Origin of the sequence: Pseudoalteromonas sp. SR43-3, assembly GCF_014163875.1 — a bacterium.
GTDB classification, from domain to species: Bacteria; Pseudomonadota; Gammaproteobacteria; order Enterobacterales; family Alteromonadaceae; genus Pseudoalteromonas; species Pseudoalteromonas distincta.
The window spans coordinates 25,875-41,528 of the sequence record NZ_JACJEC010000012.1; the positions used below are offsets into that span (position 1 = coordinate 25,875).

The following is a 15,654-nucleotide window of genomic DNA, read 5'->3' on the forward strand; positions in this document are numbered from 1 at the left end:
ATTTCAATGGCATTTAAACATATTTCTATAGCGCAAACGTTAGAGCTTTTAGATAAAGAAGACGTGGTAATTGCAGATATTCGCGATCCTAATTCGTATCAAGCCGGTCGCATTCCAGGCTCAGAAGCACTTTCTAACGGTAATATCGCACAATTTATGATGGAAAAAGAATTCGATCAGCCAATTATTATTGTCTGCTACCACGGTATGAGCTCACAAGGCGCAGCTAGCTACTTAGTTGAGCAAGGTTTTGAAGACGTTTACAGTATGGATGGCGGCTTTACAGCTTGGGAAGCTGCTTACAGCGAGAAAGTAGAGCGATGATAGAGCTTGGCAGTTTAAATAACCCGCGCGCCGCACAGGGCTTTATAGATTATTTAAAAAGCCAAGGCCTAGATGCAAAGATACACTCGGCAGATGGCAGTAATGTCATTATTAGCGTGACTGAGGAGGACTTTCATCAAGTTCAGCCGTTATGGGCTGAATTTACACAAAACCCTAATCATGAAAAATACCTACAAGCATCTTGGGATGTAGGCAGCACGCAATCACCGCTTAAATATCAAGGGCAATCACTTAATCTAATAGCCCGTTTTAAAGCGCTCAGCTGGCTTAATCAAACCGTAAGTATTGTAAGCGTTATAATTTATTTTGCTTTTTTACTAGGTGGTTTTGAGACCATTTACACCATGATGCAGTTTAAACCTACGCAGCCTTTAAGTTGGTTAACGCCCGCCCTCGTACATTTTAGCGCGATGCATATAGTGTTTAATTTAATTTGGTGGATGTCGCTTGGTGACAATATCGAAAAACAATGCGGAAAACTAAGCTTAATAGGCTTGTTTTTAGTGACTGCACTTATTAGTAATTGGGCGCAATACCTAATGGTTGGTCCTAACTTTGGCGGTTTGAGTGGCGTAGTATATGGATTACTTGGTTTTTGTTGGATTCATAGCTTTTTAAATCCTAACAAGCCTGCCCTAGTTAGTACGGCTATTATTGGTTTTATGTTGATTTGGTTAGTGCTTGGGTTTGCTGATGTATTGTTTGTAGGTATGGCTAATTGGGCGCACTTAGGTGGGTTAGTTAGCGGTATGGCTTTTGCCTATACCGCCAAAATATTTAACGCAAAACGTTAAATACTAATGATATAAATATTTAGTGAACAAGACTTCACGGATGATCTCTTGTCCTGTTTCTTCTTTTAGCAGGCTTTTTAGTTTTTCGGCGCACTTTGCACGTATTTCTTCACGGCCAGTGAGTGATTTTATTTTTTCTTCTGGTTCTTTAGATAAAATCTCTACTAGGGCATCACGAAGTAATGGCGTGTGGTGTTCAACCACTGCAATATCAGAAGTATCAGTAAGCATTAAATCAATAGTTACACGCACATAGCCCATTTTTTTACTTGATGCGCCAATGTAGTTGGTGATTATATCAGGCTCAAAACCAAAATAACCAACTGTGGATTCAGCACGAGCTGTAAAGCTTATAACGCTTACAAAGAACGTAAAAAGACCTGCGTATACTATTTTTTTCATATTTAAAGCGTTTCTTAAAACTTGTTACAAATAGTTTATACTTAATAGTAGGTAATAAACAGCGCCAAGCAATTATTTATGGTTATAAAACATCACTTTTTCAAAAGCTTTGGCAATGGTATCATCTCGTTGTTTTTTATTTTGTTGAGCTATTGTGATTACTTATCCTCTGTCTATATCTGCTAATTGGCAGTCCACTTCTTATATAAGTGACTTATCTCCTCTAGAGCAAGAGTGGCTTTTTGAACAGAATTCATTAACGGCTAAATTAAAAAGTAACTCAAAAACTTTTAATGTAAAGGTATTAAGTGAGCAGTTATTTACTTTAAGCCCAGAGCAAAACTTACTACTAAACAGCACAGCTAAAACAGCTATTAATAGAGAAGTACTCTTATTGTGCGATAACAAACCTGTGGTGTACGCACAAAGCTGGCTTCCTAAAAATGATTCTATTAATCCTTTGCACAATATGGGCGAGCGTCCTTTAGGTGATGTGATTTTTCAAGACCCAGCATTAAAAAGAACGGATATAGAAATTGCTTATTTTGATGACACGCACCCTATTCAGCAATTAGTTACAAAATTGAACTTACACGAGAAAAACTTACTAGGGCGTCGAAGTGTATTCTCACTCAAAGAATATAAGTTTTTAGTGTGTGAAGTGTTTTTACCTGGAGCATATTTATACTCATGAAATTAGCCGCTTTAAAGCCAAAACATATTCCTTATTATATACAGTTAATGCGTATAGATAAGCCCATTGGTACCTTGTTATTACTTTGGCCAACATACTGGGCTTTATGGCTTGCTAATAGTGGGATGCCGAGCTTACTCAACTTTATTGTATTTACGCTGGGCGTTGTTGTTATGCGTAGCGCAGGGTGTGTAATTAATGATTTTGCAGATAGAAAAATAGACGGCTCGGTAAAACGCACAGCTCAACGGCCGCTAGCTTCAGGACAGGTGAGTAGTGGTGAAGCACTTAGTCTATTTTTACTACTCATAGTTATTGCGTTCATTTTAGTATTAATGCTTAGCGTCAATACTATTTTGCTTTCTTTTGGTGCTTTGGCTTTAGCCTTTTGTTACCCCTTTATGAAGCGCTATACACAGTTACCTCAAGTTGTTTTAGGGGCTGCATTTGGTTGGGCTATTCCTATGGCGTATATGGCTTCAATTAATGCACTACCACAGCAGGCATGGTTATTATTTATAGCCAATATTTGCTGGACAGTGGCTTACGACACCATGTATGCGATGGTTGATAGGGACGACGATTTAAAAATAGGGGTAAAATCAACCGCTATTTTATTTGGTAAATACGACCGCCATACTATCTTTTTACTTAATGCTGTATTTATAGCGTTGGTTGCTTTTATTGGTATAAGCAATCATTTAAGTGTCGCATTTGGCGTTGGTTTAAGTATTGCTGCGGGCCTATTGGCATACCAACAAGCGCTTATTCATAAACGTGAAAGAGATGCCTGTTTTAAAGCGTTTTTAAATAATCATTACGTGGGTTTGGCTATCTTTATAGGGTTATTACTTTCATACCCAATAGCATTTTAAAAGCCTCAATAAAGGCTGTTAAAATGCTCTATTAGGAGTTATCGGGGCGGATCAATAATGCCGCTAATAGAGGCGTTTTTCCTAAACCAGCCTGCAATAGAATAGCGATCGTCAACGGCGGGAAGTACTTCGTGGGCAAAGCGTTCGCTTTCAAACATTACTAATGTGCCAGCAGTTGGTTTAATTGTTATTTCTATCTCTTTACTTTTAGGTTTATAAATAACAAGTTCGCCACCTTGCTTAGGCGTATTTAAATAAAGTACCGTTGTAAATACTCGATTAGAGCGACCTTTAAATGCATCTAAATGCTTTTTGTAAAAATCACCCTGTGTATATTTTGCATAATGGCATTCGTAATCAAATAACCCCATAAAAAAACTGCGATTTAACGTGGTCTTTATACTTTGCATTATTGCTTGATAGGTAAGCTGTGCTTGAGAGCTGCCGTCAAACCAATAGGTTTTATCAGTACGTACGGCTTTATCTATTTGTAAGTCATTTAATCGACCAATACCAGCAAGGCTAAAGTGAGGGTTTATACGGTGGCAGTCTGCAACTAAATCGTTAACTAAATCGGCAATAAGCGCGTTATGAATTACGGTATATCCTTGGCGTTCTATATCATCTAAATAGACATCAGGACCAAAAAGTGTGTTCATTCACATCAGCTGTTTAAAAAAGGTGCGACAGTGTAGCCGAAAAGCTGTTAAAAGCTACTGTTTATTGTGCCGCACTTTTTGAAACATCAGATTAGCTAAATGCAGCACCCGCTTTTTTTATAAGCGATAGTAAATGCTCTACATGTTCAGTAATCGACGTCTGTTGGCTTGTTTGTACAACGAGTTGTTCGTGGTTTAAACCTTTATTTGTTTTAAGTTGTACTAATTCAGAATTCTCTGCGATTGCATTAGCATGTTCAATGCTTGCAATAGCAAAATGATCTGATTTAACTACACCTGCCATTACTTGCTCAATACTGCCCACTTTAATACTTGATGATTTATTTAAAGAATCAATTGCTTCATTAAGCATATTTTGTACTTGTTTAGACTCAGAGAAACAGCCAAACATCGGGTAGCTATCAAGGTTTTGTTTACTTATATCGTTTTTATGGGCAAGAGGGTGGTTTTTTGAAACAAATAACACAAGCTGATCAGGTAAGTGAATGTCACTGCCAATACTATTAATAGCTTGAGAGTATACGCTAATGTCTATTTCACCTTGTTGGAGTTTGCGTGTTAGCTCTTGCTGATCTTGTAGCTGCATCTCAATTTTTATATGAGGGTATTGAGCTAAAAACTGTCCACAAGAAATAGGGACTATGCTGCTTGCCTTATTGGTATACCCAATAACGAGCTTTTCATTGGCATTACCGTTTACTGATTGAAAAATCCGCTTTTTCGTTAGCTCAAGTTCCGATAGGGTCGTTTTAGCATATTCTAGAAAAAGCTCGCCTTCTGGCGTTAATTTAACAGAGCGTGTTGAGCGTTTTACTAACTCATATCCCATTTCATCTTCAAGTGTTTGAATGCTGCGCGTTAGCGCTGAAGTACTAATTTGGGTTTGTTCAGCAGCTTGTCTAAAATGACGTAATATACCAAGTGCTACAAATTGCTCTAATTGTTCAAATCTCACTTTATAGTCCCTTTTTATAAGTAAGTCGCAGATACCACGGACATCAAATATATTAATTTTTATTCTAAAGTTTAGTAAAATTCTATATTGAAATACGGTTGCAAGTTCATACGTGTTTCCAGCAGGATACCCCCCTTTTAGTATTAATTAAAGAGAAAAGCGACCAAATAGTATTACTTTTTAAATTCATAACTAGTTGTTTATTGTATTTTATCTATGTTTTTGCAATGGGCTAGCTAAGTAAACTTATTTGTAGTCAGTAAGTTAGTTAGTATATTTGGATTAAATTGTTCTAATTAATAAAAAAGTACGCCCCAAAAAGGGGCGTTCATACAACATGATTGTGACAAATAATAGAGTGTTTTATTTATAATAAACTATTTTACAAAATTTCTATTTATTCGGCTACTTAGTGGTTTATTTTCAATGCTTTGTAGTTCTATCTCGATTGCATCACAGGAAATATGTATTTCAAATAAAGACGTTAATAACGATAAACTTAAGCAAGCTAAGCTAATGCCAAATAAAATAATTCCTGTGGCATTAAACTCAATAAATAATGCAAACATTGATAGTGTACACAGTAGAAAAGAGGCTACCCCGTACACTTGCATCGTTCTAATTAGCTTAATACGTTTACGTAAGTTAGTGATTTGAGCCACTACAACAGGCCGAATAGATTCACCTTCACGCGCATTTAGCTCCCTAATTAATTGCGCTAAAACTAAAAATCGGTTTGTATAGGCGAGTAATAGCAGCGATATGGCCGGAAAAAGTAAGCCAGGGGTTGTTAGTGTCATGTTTATTCCTTAAAAGTACAGCATGCTAATAATTTAGCGCAGGATATTGTTAACACAAAATAAATGAGGTGAATATTGCAAAATAATAACAATTCAACAGATAGCTCTTTTCAATGGGTTACAATTTATAAAGCTGAAAATACCTTGGAAGCGAATATCGTAAAAGGCTTAATACAAACTGCTGGAATAGAGTGTAAAATTAAAGGCGAGATGCTCCAAGGGGCGCTTGGAGAAATTCCATATGATCAGGCGCAAGTTAGTGTGCAGGTTTATGCGATAAAAGAGCGCCATGCGCGGCAAATATTGGTAAACTATCAACAAGTAAAACAATCCGCTCCAGATTGGGTATGCCCTAATTGTAATGAGCATAATGGATCAACATTTGATTTTTGTTGGTCGTGTGAGACGTTAAAGAATGACTAAAGCAAATAATTTTCAGCGTATTAGAGAGCTTAACTATTTACAAAAGGCCGTCTTAGCAAGTGCTTTAATAGAGCGAATGCTGCCAAATTACGGTTTATTTAGCGAAGCAACGGGGTTTGGTGATGAAACCTTATTACGTAATTCGCTTAATGTTTGTTGGGAAAAAATCTTACTGCCTAAAAGTAAAATAGATCTCGAAAAACAAGTTGAAAAAATAGAGCCAAATGTTCCTGAACTTACTGATTTTGATATGTTTGGTACTTATCCTGCTATTGATGCTGCAACGTCTTTACTTAGCTTAATGCACGGTTTAGTGGCGCAAGATGAGCAAGAGTTCATTAGTGTGAGCAAAATATCTCAAGCAACAGTGGCTCGCTTTATTGAATACCAAATGACGGTTGAAGGTGAGATTGCTGATAACACAGCAGTGAGAGAGCACCCATTAATGCAGTACGAAATTGAAGTATTAGGTGAGCTAATTGATTTTGTAGAAAATATGGGGCGTATTACCTCTGATAGCGTAAAGGCACTAAAAAAGTTTGCCCTTGAAGATGGCCAAACAAATATTGGTCTTACGTTATAAAAGAAGCAAAGTAGAATTTAAAAGGCAGGAGAAGTACAGTGCGAATTTTAGGCATTGAATCGTCATGTGATGAAACGGGTATTGCAATATATGATGACGAAAAAGGCTTGTTAGCTCATCAATTATACAGCCAAGTAAAAGTACACGCTGATTACGGCGGTGTAGTGCCGGAACTTGCATCGCGCGATCATGTTCGTAAAACATTACCACTTATAGATGCAGCTTTTGTACAAGCAGGTTGTGGCCCTGAAGATTTAGACGGTATTGCTTATACTGCAGGCCCAGGTCTAGTTGGTGCATTATTGGTAGGTACGTCTATTGGTCGTTCATTAGCATACGGTTGGGATATACCTGCGGTAGCAGTACATCACATGGAAGGGCATTTACTTGCTCCGATGCTTGAGGAAAATACCCCTGAGTTTCCGTTTATTGCATTGCTTGTATCGGGCGGTCATACCATGATGGTCAAAGTAGCGGGTATTGGACAATACGAAGTACTAGGTGAGTCAGTTGATGATGCCGCAGGCGAGGCCTTTGATAAAACGGCTAAGTTACTTGGTCTTGATTACCCCGGTGGCCCACGCTTAGCTAAAATGGCCGAACAAGGCGTAGCAAAGCGCTTTGTATTTCCTCGCCCTATGACCGACAAGCCAGGTCTTGATTTTAGTTTTAGTGGTTTAAAAACAGCGGCATCAATCACGATTCGTGAAAATGACGACGATGATCAAACCAAAGCTGATATAGCGCATGCATTTCAAACTGCGGTTATTGATACCCTCGTTATTAAGTGCAAGCGTGCGCTTAAACAAACAGGTATTAAGCGTTTGGTCATCGCCGGTGGTGTGAGTGCAAATACACAGCTTCGACTGCAGCTTGAACGCGTAATGAAAGGTATGAAAGGCGAAGTGTTTTATCCGCGTACTGAATTTTGTACCGACAATGGTGCAATGATTGCTTATGCCGGAATGCAACGCTTAAAAGCAGGGCAATTTGCCACGCTTGATATGAAAACAAAACCTCGTTGGCCTATAGATAGCCTTGAGTCGATTTAATGACTCATATTTTAGATATTTTTGTTTTCATCGGTGGGTGCTTTTTTAGCACCCACTTTTGGTTCTTCCCCACTAAATAATCGAATAATATTAGTACGGTGACGAAATATAATTAACAGCGTGATAAAAGTAACGGGAAGAGTATAAAGTGGCTTTATTAGCCATGTATACAAGGGCGCTAAAGATACAGCTACAAGCGCCGCCAGTGATGAATAGCGTGTTATTGCCACTATAACTAACCAAGTACACACAAGTAAACCTGCCAATGATAAGCCAATAGGTAATAATGAGCCAAATGCCGTTGCTACGGCTTTACCGCCTTTGAAGCTAAAAAACAGTGGGTACATATGGCCTAAACAAGCAGCTACTGCGACTAAACCAAGCTCTAAAGGTTCAACTTCTAAAAAATAAGCCCCCCATACCGGAATAGTGCCTTTTAAAATATCAAACACCAGAACCAAGCAAGCCGGAAATGCTCCGCCTAATCTATAAACATTTGTAGCTCCTGGGTTGTTAGAACCACTATTACGAGGGTCTGGAAGTTTGAACAACCGCGACACTAAAATAGCCGACGAAATCGACCCAAGTAAATAAGCTAAAACAAACATTATAGTGGCTAACACGCGCTTCCTTATTTTTTAATTGCTATACCAATTGATAGTGCTTTTAGGCTATTATTGGCAGCAAAATTTATCGTAAAAATTATTAACAGGCTATTTAATAGCTAATTTAGTTATTTTGCTATTGTAGAAGTTATTTTTACATATTTAAACACTGGCTAAACCATATACAGTATTAATTTTATTGATGCTTAGTATAGTTGCTTAGTAGTTTGTTGTTATTTGGAGTATCAATGGATAAGGTTTTTATATCTCAATTGCACGTCGACACTATTATTGGAGTGTACGACTTTGAAAAAGAAAGTAAACAGAGCCTTTATTTTGATATTGAAATGCTAAGCGATATTAAGCCTGCAGCTGAAAATGACGATATTAATTTAGCACTGGATTACTCAAAAGTAAGTGAGCGAGTTATTGAGCACTGCACTTTAAAGCCTGTAGAGTTGCTAGAAACTTTAGTTGAACAATTAGCGCATATTATTTTAAGCGAGTTTAATACTCCACAAGTTACTATAAGAGTAAGTAAACCAGCAGCAGTAGCACAAGCGCAAACTGTAGGTGTTGAAATTACACGTGTTAAGGCAACTGACTAAATGGCTCAAATTTATATCAGCCTAGGGTCAAATATAAATAAAGCGCATTATATACAATGTGCATTAATTGCACTTAAGCAGCACTTTGAACATATTGTACACTCGTCTGTTTTTGAAAGTGAAGCAGTAGGGTTTGCTGGCAATAATTTTTATAATTCAGTCGTTGGCGCTACAACTGATATGTCGCTTGTTGATGTATGCGTTTTATTAAAACAAATAGAGCGTGATAATGGACGCACAGCGAACGATAAAAAGTTTAGTCCACGAACGCTCGATTTAGATTTACTATTTTATGATGATGTAATTTGCGACTCCCCAGCACAATTACCACGAGATGAAATAACTAAAAACGCATTTGTATTACAACCTCTTAGCGAGGTTGCCCCAGATTTCTATCATCCTGTAGCTAAACAAACGATTGCGCAGTTATGGAATGAATATAATAACCCTCAACAAAAGCTATGGAAGGTGGAGTTTTCTAACCCATGAGTATCATCGAAATAATTATTTTAGCCCTCATACAGGGATTTACTGAGTTTTTACCAATTTCTAGTTCTGCGCACTTAATTCTCCCATCGCAAATTTTAGGCTGGGAAGATCAAGGGCTTGCGTTTGACGTGGCAGTCCATGTTGGTACTTTAATTGCTGTTGTTATTTATTTTCACAAAGAGGTCGTCGACATACTCAGTGCGTGGTTTAAATCCTTTGGAGCACAGGGTACTACTGATGATAGTAAGCTAGGTTGGTGGATAATTTTAGGCACTGTGCCTGCCGCTATTTTAGGCTTACTTTTAAAAGACTTTATAGAGTTGTACCTACGAAGCGCTTGGGTAATTGCTACTACCACAATTGTGTTTGGTTTATTGCTTTGGTACGCGGATGCAAAAGGTAAGCAAATTAAAACTATTTATCAGCTTAATTGGAAAACAGCACTTATTATTGGTTTTGCACAAGCTGTTGCAATGATCCCGGGAACTTCTCGCTCAGGTATCACGATGACTGCTGGTTTAATGCTTGGAATGAATAAGCAAAGCGCAGCGCGTTTTTCGTTCTTACTGGCAATTCCAATTATTTCTATGATGGGGCTTTATTATACTGCAGAGCTTGCTTTGGGTGACCATGTGGTTGATTGGAATACATTATTACTAGGTGTAGTGCTATCGTTCTTATCGGCCTATGCATGTATATTTATGTTTTTAAAAGTAATAGAGCGAATGGGCATGTTGCCATTTGTGATATATCGTTTATTGCTCGGTGTAGGTTTAATAGTATTTTTAATGATGTAAGTAGTCGTTAACCACTAATTAAATGTAACTGCTATACACAAAGCCAAAAAAGCACCTTGAGGTGCTTTTTTTGATTTTTAAATTCAGCTTACAAATTTAACAAATAAGATTCTATAAACTGACGTTGGTTAGCGGCTTTTGGCGCTGTTTTAAATATCAGAGTATTACCATTTTTACGTAACTTTAGCTCATTAGTAAATTTACATTCAATAGCGTTAAATTGTGCAATGTCATTTTTAAAGCTTTGATCTTTTTCGCACATGTAAGCCATTTCGTTTGCAACTTGTGCACAAAATGAACCCACGGCATATTTTTTTAAGTTTTCATCATCAATGCCTTCCCAATTTACATTGGTATTTATTTTTAATCCACATTGCTTATCTATTTCGTTATTAGCGGCAGCTATATTTTTTTGTTGATACCCTAAATGCTTTTCACGATTAAACTTCGCTAGTTTAGCTTGAGTACCTTTATTCAACTGTTGATCGTATTGCGCTTTTAAATCTTCAACAATGGCAGGGTTTGATTCTTCTTTTTTTGATAAGTAAGTTCCATCACGAGTGTCTGGAATATAAAGGGTGTAAGAGCAACAGCGATAGCCTTCCTCAACACTTACTAAACTTCTTTGTGACCCATCGTAAGTATATTTGTACGCTTTATTACTACCGTGGGGCTTTAAATCGGATAAAAATACAATGCCATCAATATCATGATTTATGCCTGTTACTTTTACTAAAGCTTGTTTTTTATCTGTTGTTGGGGCAATAACAACATTAACGCCTTCGCCTGAACTTAGTTCTATTGGGTACTTAGCAAATTCCAAAGCAAAGCTTTTTTGACTAAGTAAAATACAGGCTATAAAGAATAGTTTTTTCATATTAAGTCCTTTTTAAGTTTTAAAGTTATACAGCAAGCTGGTTTATAACATTGATAATAATTGATTAAAAGCAATGCAGGGTAGGTGAACGTGCCTATTTTTTGATTTTTAGCGTTTAAAAAACTAATTAACGTGTTTTTGGCACGAGTGAATTGTGCAGACGTACATAGTAACTAAGCACGAATTTTGGCATTATACCGCCATTAAACTTTGCATAGCTGTAAAGTGAGCATACGATTTAAGGAAAGTATATGCATATACATATTTTGGGTATTTGTGGCACGTTTATGGGCGGTATTGCAGCCATTGCTAAATCGTTGGGTCATAAAGTAACGGGTTCCGATCAAAACGTTTACCCACCAATGAGTACGCAACTTGAAGAGCTTGGCATTGAACTGACTCAAGGCTACGACGTATCTCAATTAGAGCCAAAGCCAGATATGGTCGTTATTGGTAATGCAATGAGCCGGGGTAACCCATGTGTTGAATATGTGCTTGATAAAGGCCTGCCTTATACTTCAGGCCCTGAGTGGCTTAAGCATAACTTACTGCAAGATTCTTGGGTGCTTGCGGTTGCTGGTACGCATGGTAAAACAACCACAGCAAGTATGCTTGCGTGGGTGTTAGAGTACGCAGGTTTAAAACCAGGGTTTTTAATTGGCGGCATAGTGCAAAATTTTGGTGTATCGGCAAAAGTGGGTGAAACGCCATTTTTTGTTATTGAAGCAGATGAATACGACACTGCTTTTTTTGATAAGCGCAGTAAGTTTGTACATTACCTCCCGCGTACACTTATCTTAAATAATCTTGAATTCGATCACGCTGATATTTTTGAAGATTTAAACGCAATAAAAAAACAATTTCATCACTTAATGCGTACATTACCTCAAAGCGGTAAGGTAATTTGGCCAAAGCAAGACGTAGCGCTTAATGATGTAATAGCACAAGGGCTTTGGAGCGAAAGCGAAACGCTAGGCGATGATTGGAGCTATGAATTAATAAAAGCCGATGGAAGTGAGTTTAATGTATTACTTAATGGCGAAAAGCAGGGCACTGTCTGTTGGCAAGCAATAGGCGAGCATAACGTTAAAAATGCGATTATGACTATCGCAGCAGCGCGCCATGTGGGTATAGCCATTGATCATAGTATTGATGCGTTAGGAGAATTTATTAGCCCTAAAAGGCGTATGGAGCTAAAGGCGGATATAAATAATATTAAAGTGTATGACGACTTTGCGCATCACCCAACAGCAATTAAAACTACGCTTGCAGGATTGCGCGCAAAAGTAGGCGATGAAAAAATTATCGCTATTTTAGAGCCGCGCTCAAACACCATGAAAATGGGCGTGCACCAATATACATTATTAGATTCACTGCGTGATGCTGACGAGGTACTCCTTTTTGAACCAGAGAATTTAAATTGGTCGCTAAAAGAGCAAGCAGATAAAGCAGGCATGCAGTGCTTTAGCAGCACGCAAACAATTATTGATACGGTGCTTGAAAATATTGAGCCTAATCAGCATATTTTAATTATGAGCAATGGCGGCTTTAATGGCCTTCATCAACACCTTGTTGATGGCTTAGCTGATAAATACAGCGGAGAATAGTGTGCAATTTAAAGATAGAATTACGCTCGCTTTTAGTGGTGCATCGGGTGCGCCTTATGGGCTTAGGTTACTTGAAGTATTACTAGAGCAGCAATTTCAGGTCTACGTTCTCATTTCAAGTGCAGCACGCGTGGTGCTTGATACAGAATCAAATATTAAGCTCTCTGGTAATGAAGATAAAGCCACAGAGCAGTTAAGTACGCTGTTTAATGCCAAGCCTGAACAGCTAAAAGTATACGGTAAAGATAACTGGTTTAGCCCTGTGGCTTCGGGCTCTGCTGCTCCTAAAAAAATGGTAGTATGCCCATGTAGTGCCGGATCGGTTTCTGCAATTGCAGTGGGGGCGTCTGATAATTTATTAGAGCGCGCCGCTGATGTGGTAATTAAAGAACGCGGACAGCTCATTTTAGTGCCTCGCGAAACACCATTTAACGAAATTCATTTAGAAAACATGCTTAAGTTATCTCGTCTAGGGGTAACAATTATGCCAGCCGCACCTGGTTTTTATCATAAGCCACAAAGTATCGAAGACTTAGTTGATTTTATGGTGGCGAGAATTTTAGATCATTTAAACATTGAGCATAACCTAACAAAACGTTGGGGTTATGGTGAGGGTAAGTAATGAATAAGCAAAATATTGCTTTAAATATAGAAGGCCTTACCAAGGTTTATAAAAATGGTGTTGAGGCAATTAAAGGCGTTGATTTACAAGTTGAAGAGGGCGATTTTTTCGCTTTGCTTGGTCCAAATGGAGCCGGTAAATCAACCACTATTGGTGTTATTTCGTCACTTGTTAATAAAACAAAAGGCAAAGTAGAAGTATTTGGCTGTGATATTGATACTGATTTAGAAGCTGCAAAAGCGCATTTAGGCCTAGTGCCGCAAGAATTTAACTTTAGTCAGTTTGAAACGCTTAGCCAAATACTGGTTAACCAAGCCGGTTATTATGGTGTGCCACGTGGTGAAGCCCATAAACGTGCTGATAAATATTTAGCGCAGCTGGGTTTGTTAGAGAAAAAAGACAAGCAAGCTCGTACGCTTTCAGGCGGAATGAAACGTCGATTAATGATTGCACGCGCCCTTATGCACGAGCCAAAATTACTTATACTTGATGAGCCAACAGCGGGTGTAGACATAGAGCTTCGTCGTTCAATGTGGGATTTTTTACGCCAAATAAATGAGCAAGGCGTTACTATTATTTTGACCACACACTACCTTGAAGAAGCTGAGTTACTGTGTAAAAACATAGCGATTATTGATTCTGGTCGAATTGTTGAAAACACCACCATTAAAGCACTGCTTGCAAAACTTGATAAAGAAACCTTTATTTTAGATTTAAAAATGCCAGCAAACCCTGTCACGCTTGAAGGTTATAAGTTCACGATGACGGACGATCATACTGTTGAAGTAGAAGTCGCTAAATCACAGGGCTTAAATGCGGTATTTAGCGCATTAACAACCCAAGGAAATACAGTATTGAGTATGCGAAATAAAGCAAACAGACTAGAAGAGTTATTTGTAGGATTACTAGAGCAAGGGCGGGGCGAATAAATGTTTAAATATGGCGTAGCCTTAAAGAGTTTATGGATTAAAGAGTGTATTCGTTTTTTACGTATCTGGGTACAAACCTTAGTGCCGCCAGCAATTACGATGAGCTTATATTTTGTTATTTTTGGTAACTTAATTGGTTCACGTATTGGTGATATGGGCGGCTTTAGTTATATGGAGTTTATTGTACCTGGCCTTATAATGATGTCGGTTATTACTAATTCCTATTCCAACGTAGCCTCTAGTTTTTATTCAACAAAATTTCAAAAAAGCATTGAAGAGCTTTTAGTTGCACCTGTGCCTAATTACATCATTGTACTGGGTTATATGGGCGGCGGTATGACGCGCGGTATTATGGTGGGCTTTATAGTTACTTGTGTATCGTTGTTATTTGTTGATATTCAAATTCATAATATTTTTGTAATTATGGCGACCGTTATTTTAACCTCAGCTGTGTTTGCTTTAGGTGGTTTAATTAATGCAATTTACGCAAATAGCTTTGACGATATAAGCATTATTCCCACCTTTATACTAACGCCATTAACTTACTTAGGCGGTGTATTTTATTCAATAACGTTATTGCCAGAATTTTGGCAAAACGTATCGCAAATAAATCCTATTATTTACATGGTAAATGCATTTCGCTATGGCTTTTTAGGTGTGTCGGATGTTGATTTAAGTGTAGCGCTAGGTGTTATTTTGGTGTTTATTACGGTGTTATTTACTTTAGCGCTAACTTTAATTAAAAAAGGTGTGGGGCTAAGACACTAATGAGTGATGCAAATTCACGTAGTATTGTATCTAATCAAGCGGGTATTCACGAAAAGCTTGATGAAATAGTAAATAAGCACTTAGATGCTGAATTTAAAAAGCCAATAGCAGCGCATACGCAAACTGCATTTGACGAGGTTAATGCTAAAGTACAAGCCTTTAGTGGCCCGCTTATTTTGGACTCGTGTTGTGGCGTGGGTGAAAGCTCAGCTAACTTAGCTAAGCGCCACCCTGATGCACTTATAGTTGGAATTGATAAATCTTCGCACCGATTAGATAAGCATGATGTTGAATATAAGCAAACCGACAGTGGTCAGTACATCTTAGTGCAAGCAGATTTAAATGACTTTTGGCGTTTAGCGGTAGCCGCCAATTGGCAACCTACGCACCATTATTTGTTGTATCCAAACCCGTGGCCTAAATCTAAGCATATTCGTAGGCGCTGGCATGGCGCAGCTATTTTTCCATTTATCGTTAAGTTAGGTGGAAAATTAGAAGTGCGCAGCAATTGGGATATTTACGTTAAGGAGTTTGCTCGGGCGCTTGAATTAACAGGCAACCCTTGCGATGTAACACTTTATGAGTCAGACGATGCAATTACGCCTTTTGAGCGTAAATACTGGGCCAGTGGTCAGCAAAGCCACCGACTCGTTATAAACTTACCTAGGGCGTGTTGACCTTTCGTGATTGATTTTGCAGCAGCATGTTTGGTTTTTAGGCAAGGCGGAGCCTATGTAGTGTGGTTATTC

21 protein-coding genes are annotated in these 15,654 nt (G+C 38.1%); 15 read left to right on the forward strand and 6 right to left on the reverse strand.

Translation table 11 applies throughout. From position 1 onward, the window contains the following. The first annotated feature begins 6 nt into the window (after nucleotides 1-6). Nucleotides 7-324: a thiosulfate sulfurtransferase GlpE gene (gene glpE / locus H5088_RS13685; RefSeq protein ID WP_010554397.1), complete on the forward strand. Its 318-nt coding sequence runs from the start codon at nucleotides 7-9 to the stop codon at nucleotides 322-324. Next, nucleotides 321-1,139, forward strand: a complete 819-nt coding sequence (glpG, locus tag H5088_RS13690; protein WP_182753287.1) for a rhomboid family intramembrane serine protease GlpG — start codon at nucleotides 321-323, stop codon at nucleotides 1,137-1,139. Before glpE ends, glpG begins: the two co-directional genes overlap by 4 nt. Before the next feature lie 3 nt (nucleotides 1,140-1,142). Here the strand turns inward: glpG and H5088_RS13695 are convergent, their stop codons facing one another. Beyond that, the gene (locus H5088_RS13695) at nucleotides 1,143-1,541 is read right to left on the reverse strand and encodes a flagellar basal body-associated protein FliL (protein ID WP_002961049.1); all 399 of its coding nucleotides are present in this window, start codon (nucleotides 1,539-1,541) and stop codon (nucleotides 1,143-1,145) included. A 154-nt stretch (nucleotides 1,542-1,695) separates the two neighbouring features. Between H5088_RS13695 and H5088_RS13700 the strand changes: the two genes are divergently transcribed. Together H5088_RS13700 and ubiA are read left to right on the forward strand one after the other, a co-directional pair. Then, a complete protein-coding gene (locus tag H5088_RS13700; RefSeq protein ID WP_182753289.1) occupies nucleotides 1,696-2,235 on the forward strand; it encodes a chorismate lyase in 540 nt (179 codons plus the stop codon). Next, nucleotides 2,232-3,110 (forward strand): 4-hydroxybenzoate octaprenyltransferase, encoded by an 879-nt coding sequence (ubiA, locus tag H5088_RS13705; protein ID WP_182753292.1) that lies wholly within the window; start codon nucleotides 2,232-2,234, stop codon nucleotides 3,108-3,110. The genes H5088_RS13700 and ubiA overlap by 4 nt, the downstream gene beginning before the upstream one ends. Before the next feature lie 38 nt (nucleotides 3,111-3,148). Here ubiA and H5088_RS13710 read toward each other — a convergent pair whose 3' ends face one another. From H5088_RS13710 to H5088_RS13720, 3 genes are all read right to left on the reverse strand, one after another. Then, nucleotides 3,149-3,769 carry a 2OG-Fe(II) oxygenase gene (locus H5088_RS13710; protein ID WP_154903688.1) on the reverse strand — a complete coding sequence of 207 codons (621 nt, stop codon included), beginning with the start codon at nucleotides 3,767-3,769 and terminating at the stop codon, nucleotides 3,149-3,151. 91 nt (nucleotides 3,770-3,860) lie between these two features. Then, nucleotides 3,861-4,745 (reverse strand): LysR family transcriptional regulator, encoded by an 885-nt coding sequence (locus tag H5088_RS13715; protein WP_182753294.1) that lies wholly within the window; start codon nucleotides 4,743-4,745, stop codon nucleotides 3,861-3,863. Nucleotides 4,746-5,122: 377 nt separating this feature from the next. Next, nucleotides 5,123-5,545, reverse strand: coding sequence for a DUF2721 domain-containing protein (locus H5088_RS13720; RefSeq protein ID WP_002961042.1), 423 nt, complete (start codon nucleotides 5,543-5,545; stop codon nucleotides 5,123-5,125). Between the two features lie 75 nt (nucleotides 5,546-5,620). Here H5088_RS13720 and H5088_RS13725 point away from each other — a divergent pair, with 75 nt between their 5' ends. From H5088_RS13725 to tsaD, 3 genes are read left to right on the forward strand one after another with little or no spacing between them, the layout of a single operon-like run. After that, nucleotides 5,621-5,968 (forward strand): DUF2007 domain-containing protein, encoded by a 348-nt coding sequence (locus tag H5088_RS13725; protein WP_182753296.1) that lies wholly within the window; start codon nucleotides 5,621-5,623, stop codon nucleotides 5,966-5,968. Continuing rightward, nucleotides 5,961-6,551: a YjaG family protein gene (locus tag H5088_RS13730; protein WP_182753298.1), complete on the forward strand. Its 591-nt coding sequence runs from the start codon at nucleotides 5,961-5,963 to the stop codon at nucleotides 6,549-6,551. The genes H5088_RS13725 and H5088_RS13730 overlap by 8 nt, the downstream gene beginning before the upstream one ends. A 38-nt stretch (nucleotides 6,552-6,589) precedes the next feature. Then, nucleotides 6,590-7,603: a tRNA (adenosine(37)-N6)-threonylcarbamoyltransferase complex transferase subunit TsaD gene (gene tsaD, locus H5088_RS13735; RefSeq protein ID WP_182753301.1), complete on the forward strand. Its 1,014-nt coding sequence runs from the start codon at nucleotides 6,590-6,592 to the stop codon at nucleotides 7,601-7,603. Nucleotides 7,604-7,614: 11 nt separating this feature from the next. Here the strand turns inward: tsaD and plsY are convergent, their stop codons facing one another. Then, nucleotides 7,615-8,226, reverse strand: coding sequence for a glycerol-3-phosphate 1-O-acyltransferase PlsY (plsY, locus tag H5088_RS13740; RefSeq protein ID WP_002961038.1), 612 nt, complete (start codon nucleotides 8,224-8,226; stop codon nucleotides 7,615-7,617). Between the two features lie 230 nt (nucleotides 8,227-8,456). On the opposite strand from plsY, the gene folB reads away from it, so the two are divergent. From folB to H5088_RS13755, 3 genes are read left to right on the forward strand one after another with little or no spacing between them, the layout of a single operon-like run. Beyond that, nucleotides 8,457-8,816, forward strand: coding sequence for a dihydroneopterin aldolase (gene folB, locus H5088_RS13745; RefSeq protein WP_024604056.1), 360 nt, complete (start codon nucleotides 8,457-8,459; stop codon nucleotides 8,814-8,816). Continuing rightward, nucleotides 8,817-9,305, forward strand: coding sequence for a 2-amino-4-hydroxy-6-hydroxymethyldihydropteridine diphosphokinase (folK, locus tag H5088_RS13750; protein WP_182753303.1), 489 nt, complete (start codon nucleotides 8,817-8,819; stop codon nucleotides 9,303-9,305). Then, a complete protein-coding gene (locus H5088_RS13755; RefSeq protein ID WP_182753305.1) occupies nucleotides 9,302-10,102 on the forward strand; it encodes an undecaprenyl-diphosphate phosphatase in 801 nt (266 codons plus the stop codon). Before folK ends, H5088_RS13755 begins: the two co-directional genes overlap by 4 nt. Nucleotides 10,103-10,190: 88 nt before the next feature. On the opposite strand, the gene H5088_RS13760 is transcribed toward H5088_RS13755, so the two are convergent. Beyond that, nucleotides 10,191-10,979 carry a hypothetical protein gene (locus tag H5088_RS13760; protein ID WP_182753307.1) on the reverse strand — a complete coding sequence of 263 codons (789 nt, stop codon included), beginning with the start codon at nucleotides 10,977-10,979 and terminating at the stop codon, nucleotides 10,191-10,193. 251 nt (nucleotides 10,980-11,230) lie between these two features. On the opposite strand from H5088_RS13760, the gene mpl reads away from it, so the two are divergent. Genes mpl through H5088_RS13785 form a run of 5 tightly spaced genes read left to right on the forward strand, consistent with a single transcriptional unit; the run spans nucleotide 11,231 to nucleotide 15,582 of the window. Beyond that, nucleotides 11,231-12,586: a UDP-N-acetylmuramate:L-alanyl-gamma-D-glutamyl-meso-diaminopimelate ligase gene (gene mpl, locus H5088_RS13765; protein WP_182753309.1), complete on the forward strand. Its 1,356-nt coding sequence runs from the start codon at nucleotides 11,231-11,233 to the stop codon at nucleotides 12,584-12,586. A gap of 1 nt (nucleotide 12,587) precedes the next feature. Continuing rightward, nucleotides 12,588-13,208, forward strand: a complete 621-nt coding sequence (locus H5088_RS13770; protein ID WP_002961027.1) for a flavin prenyltransferase UbiX — start codon at nucleotides 12,588-12,590, stop codon at nucleotides 13,206-13,208. Next, complete coding sequence (locus H5088_RS13775; protein ID WP_024595485.1) at nucleotides 13,208-14,137, forward strand: ABC transporter ATP-binding protein; 930 nt, start codon at nucleotides 13,208-13,210, stop codon at nucleotides 14,135-14,137. The genes H5088_RS13770 and H5088_RS13775 overlap by 1 nt, the downstream gene beginning before the upstream one ends. Next, nucleotides 14,138-14,905 (forward strand): ABC transporter permease, encoded by a 768-nt coding sequence (locus H5088_RS13780; RefSeq protein ID WP_002961025.1) that lies wholly within the window; start codon nucleotides 14,138-14,140, stop codon nucleotides 14,903-14,905. Then, complete coding sequence (locus H5088_RS13785) at nucleotides 14,905-15,582, forward strand: tRNA (guanosine(46)-N(7))-methyltransferase TrmB (protein ID WP_024603594.1); 678 nt, start codon at nucleotides 14,905-14,907, stop codon at nucleotides 15,580-15,582. The genes H5088_RS13780 and H5088_RS13785 overlap by 1 nt, the downstream gene beginning before the upstream one ends. The last annotated feature ends 72 nt before the right edge of the window (nucleotides 15,583-15,654 follow it).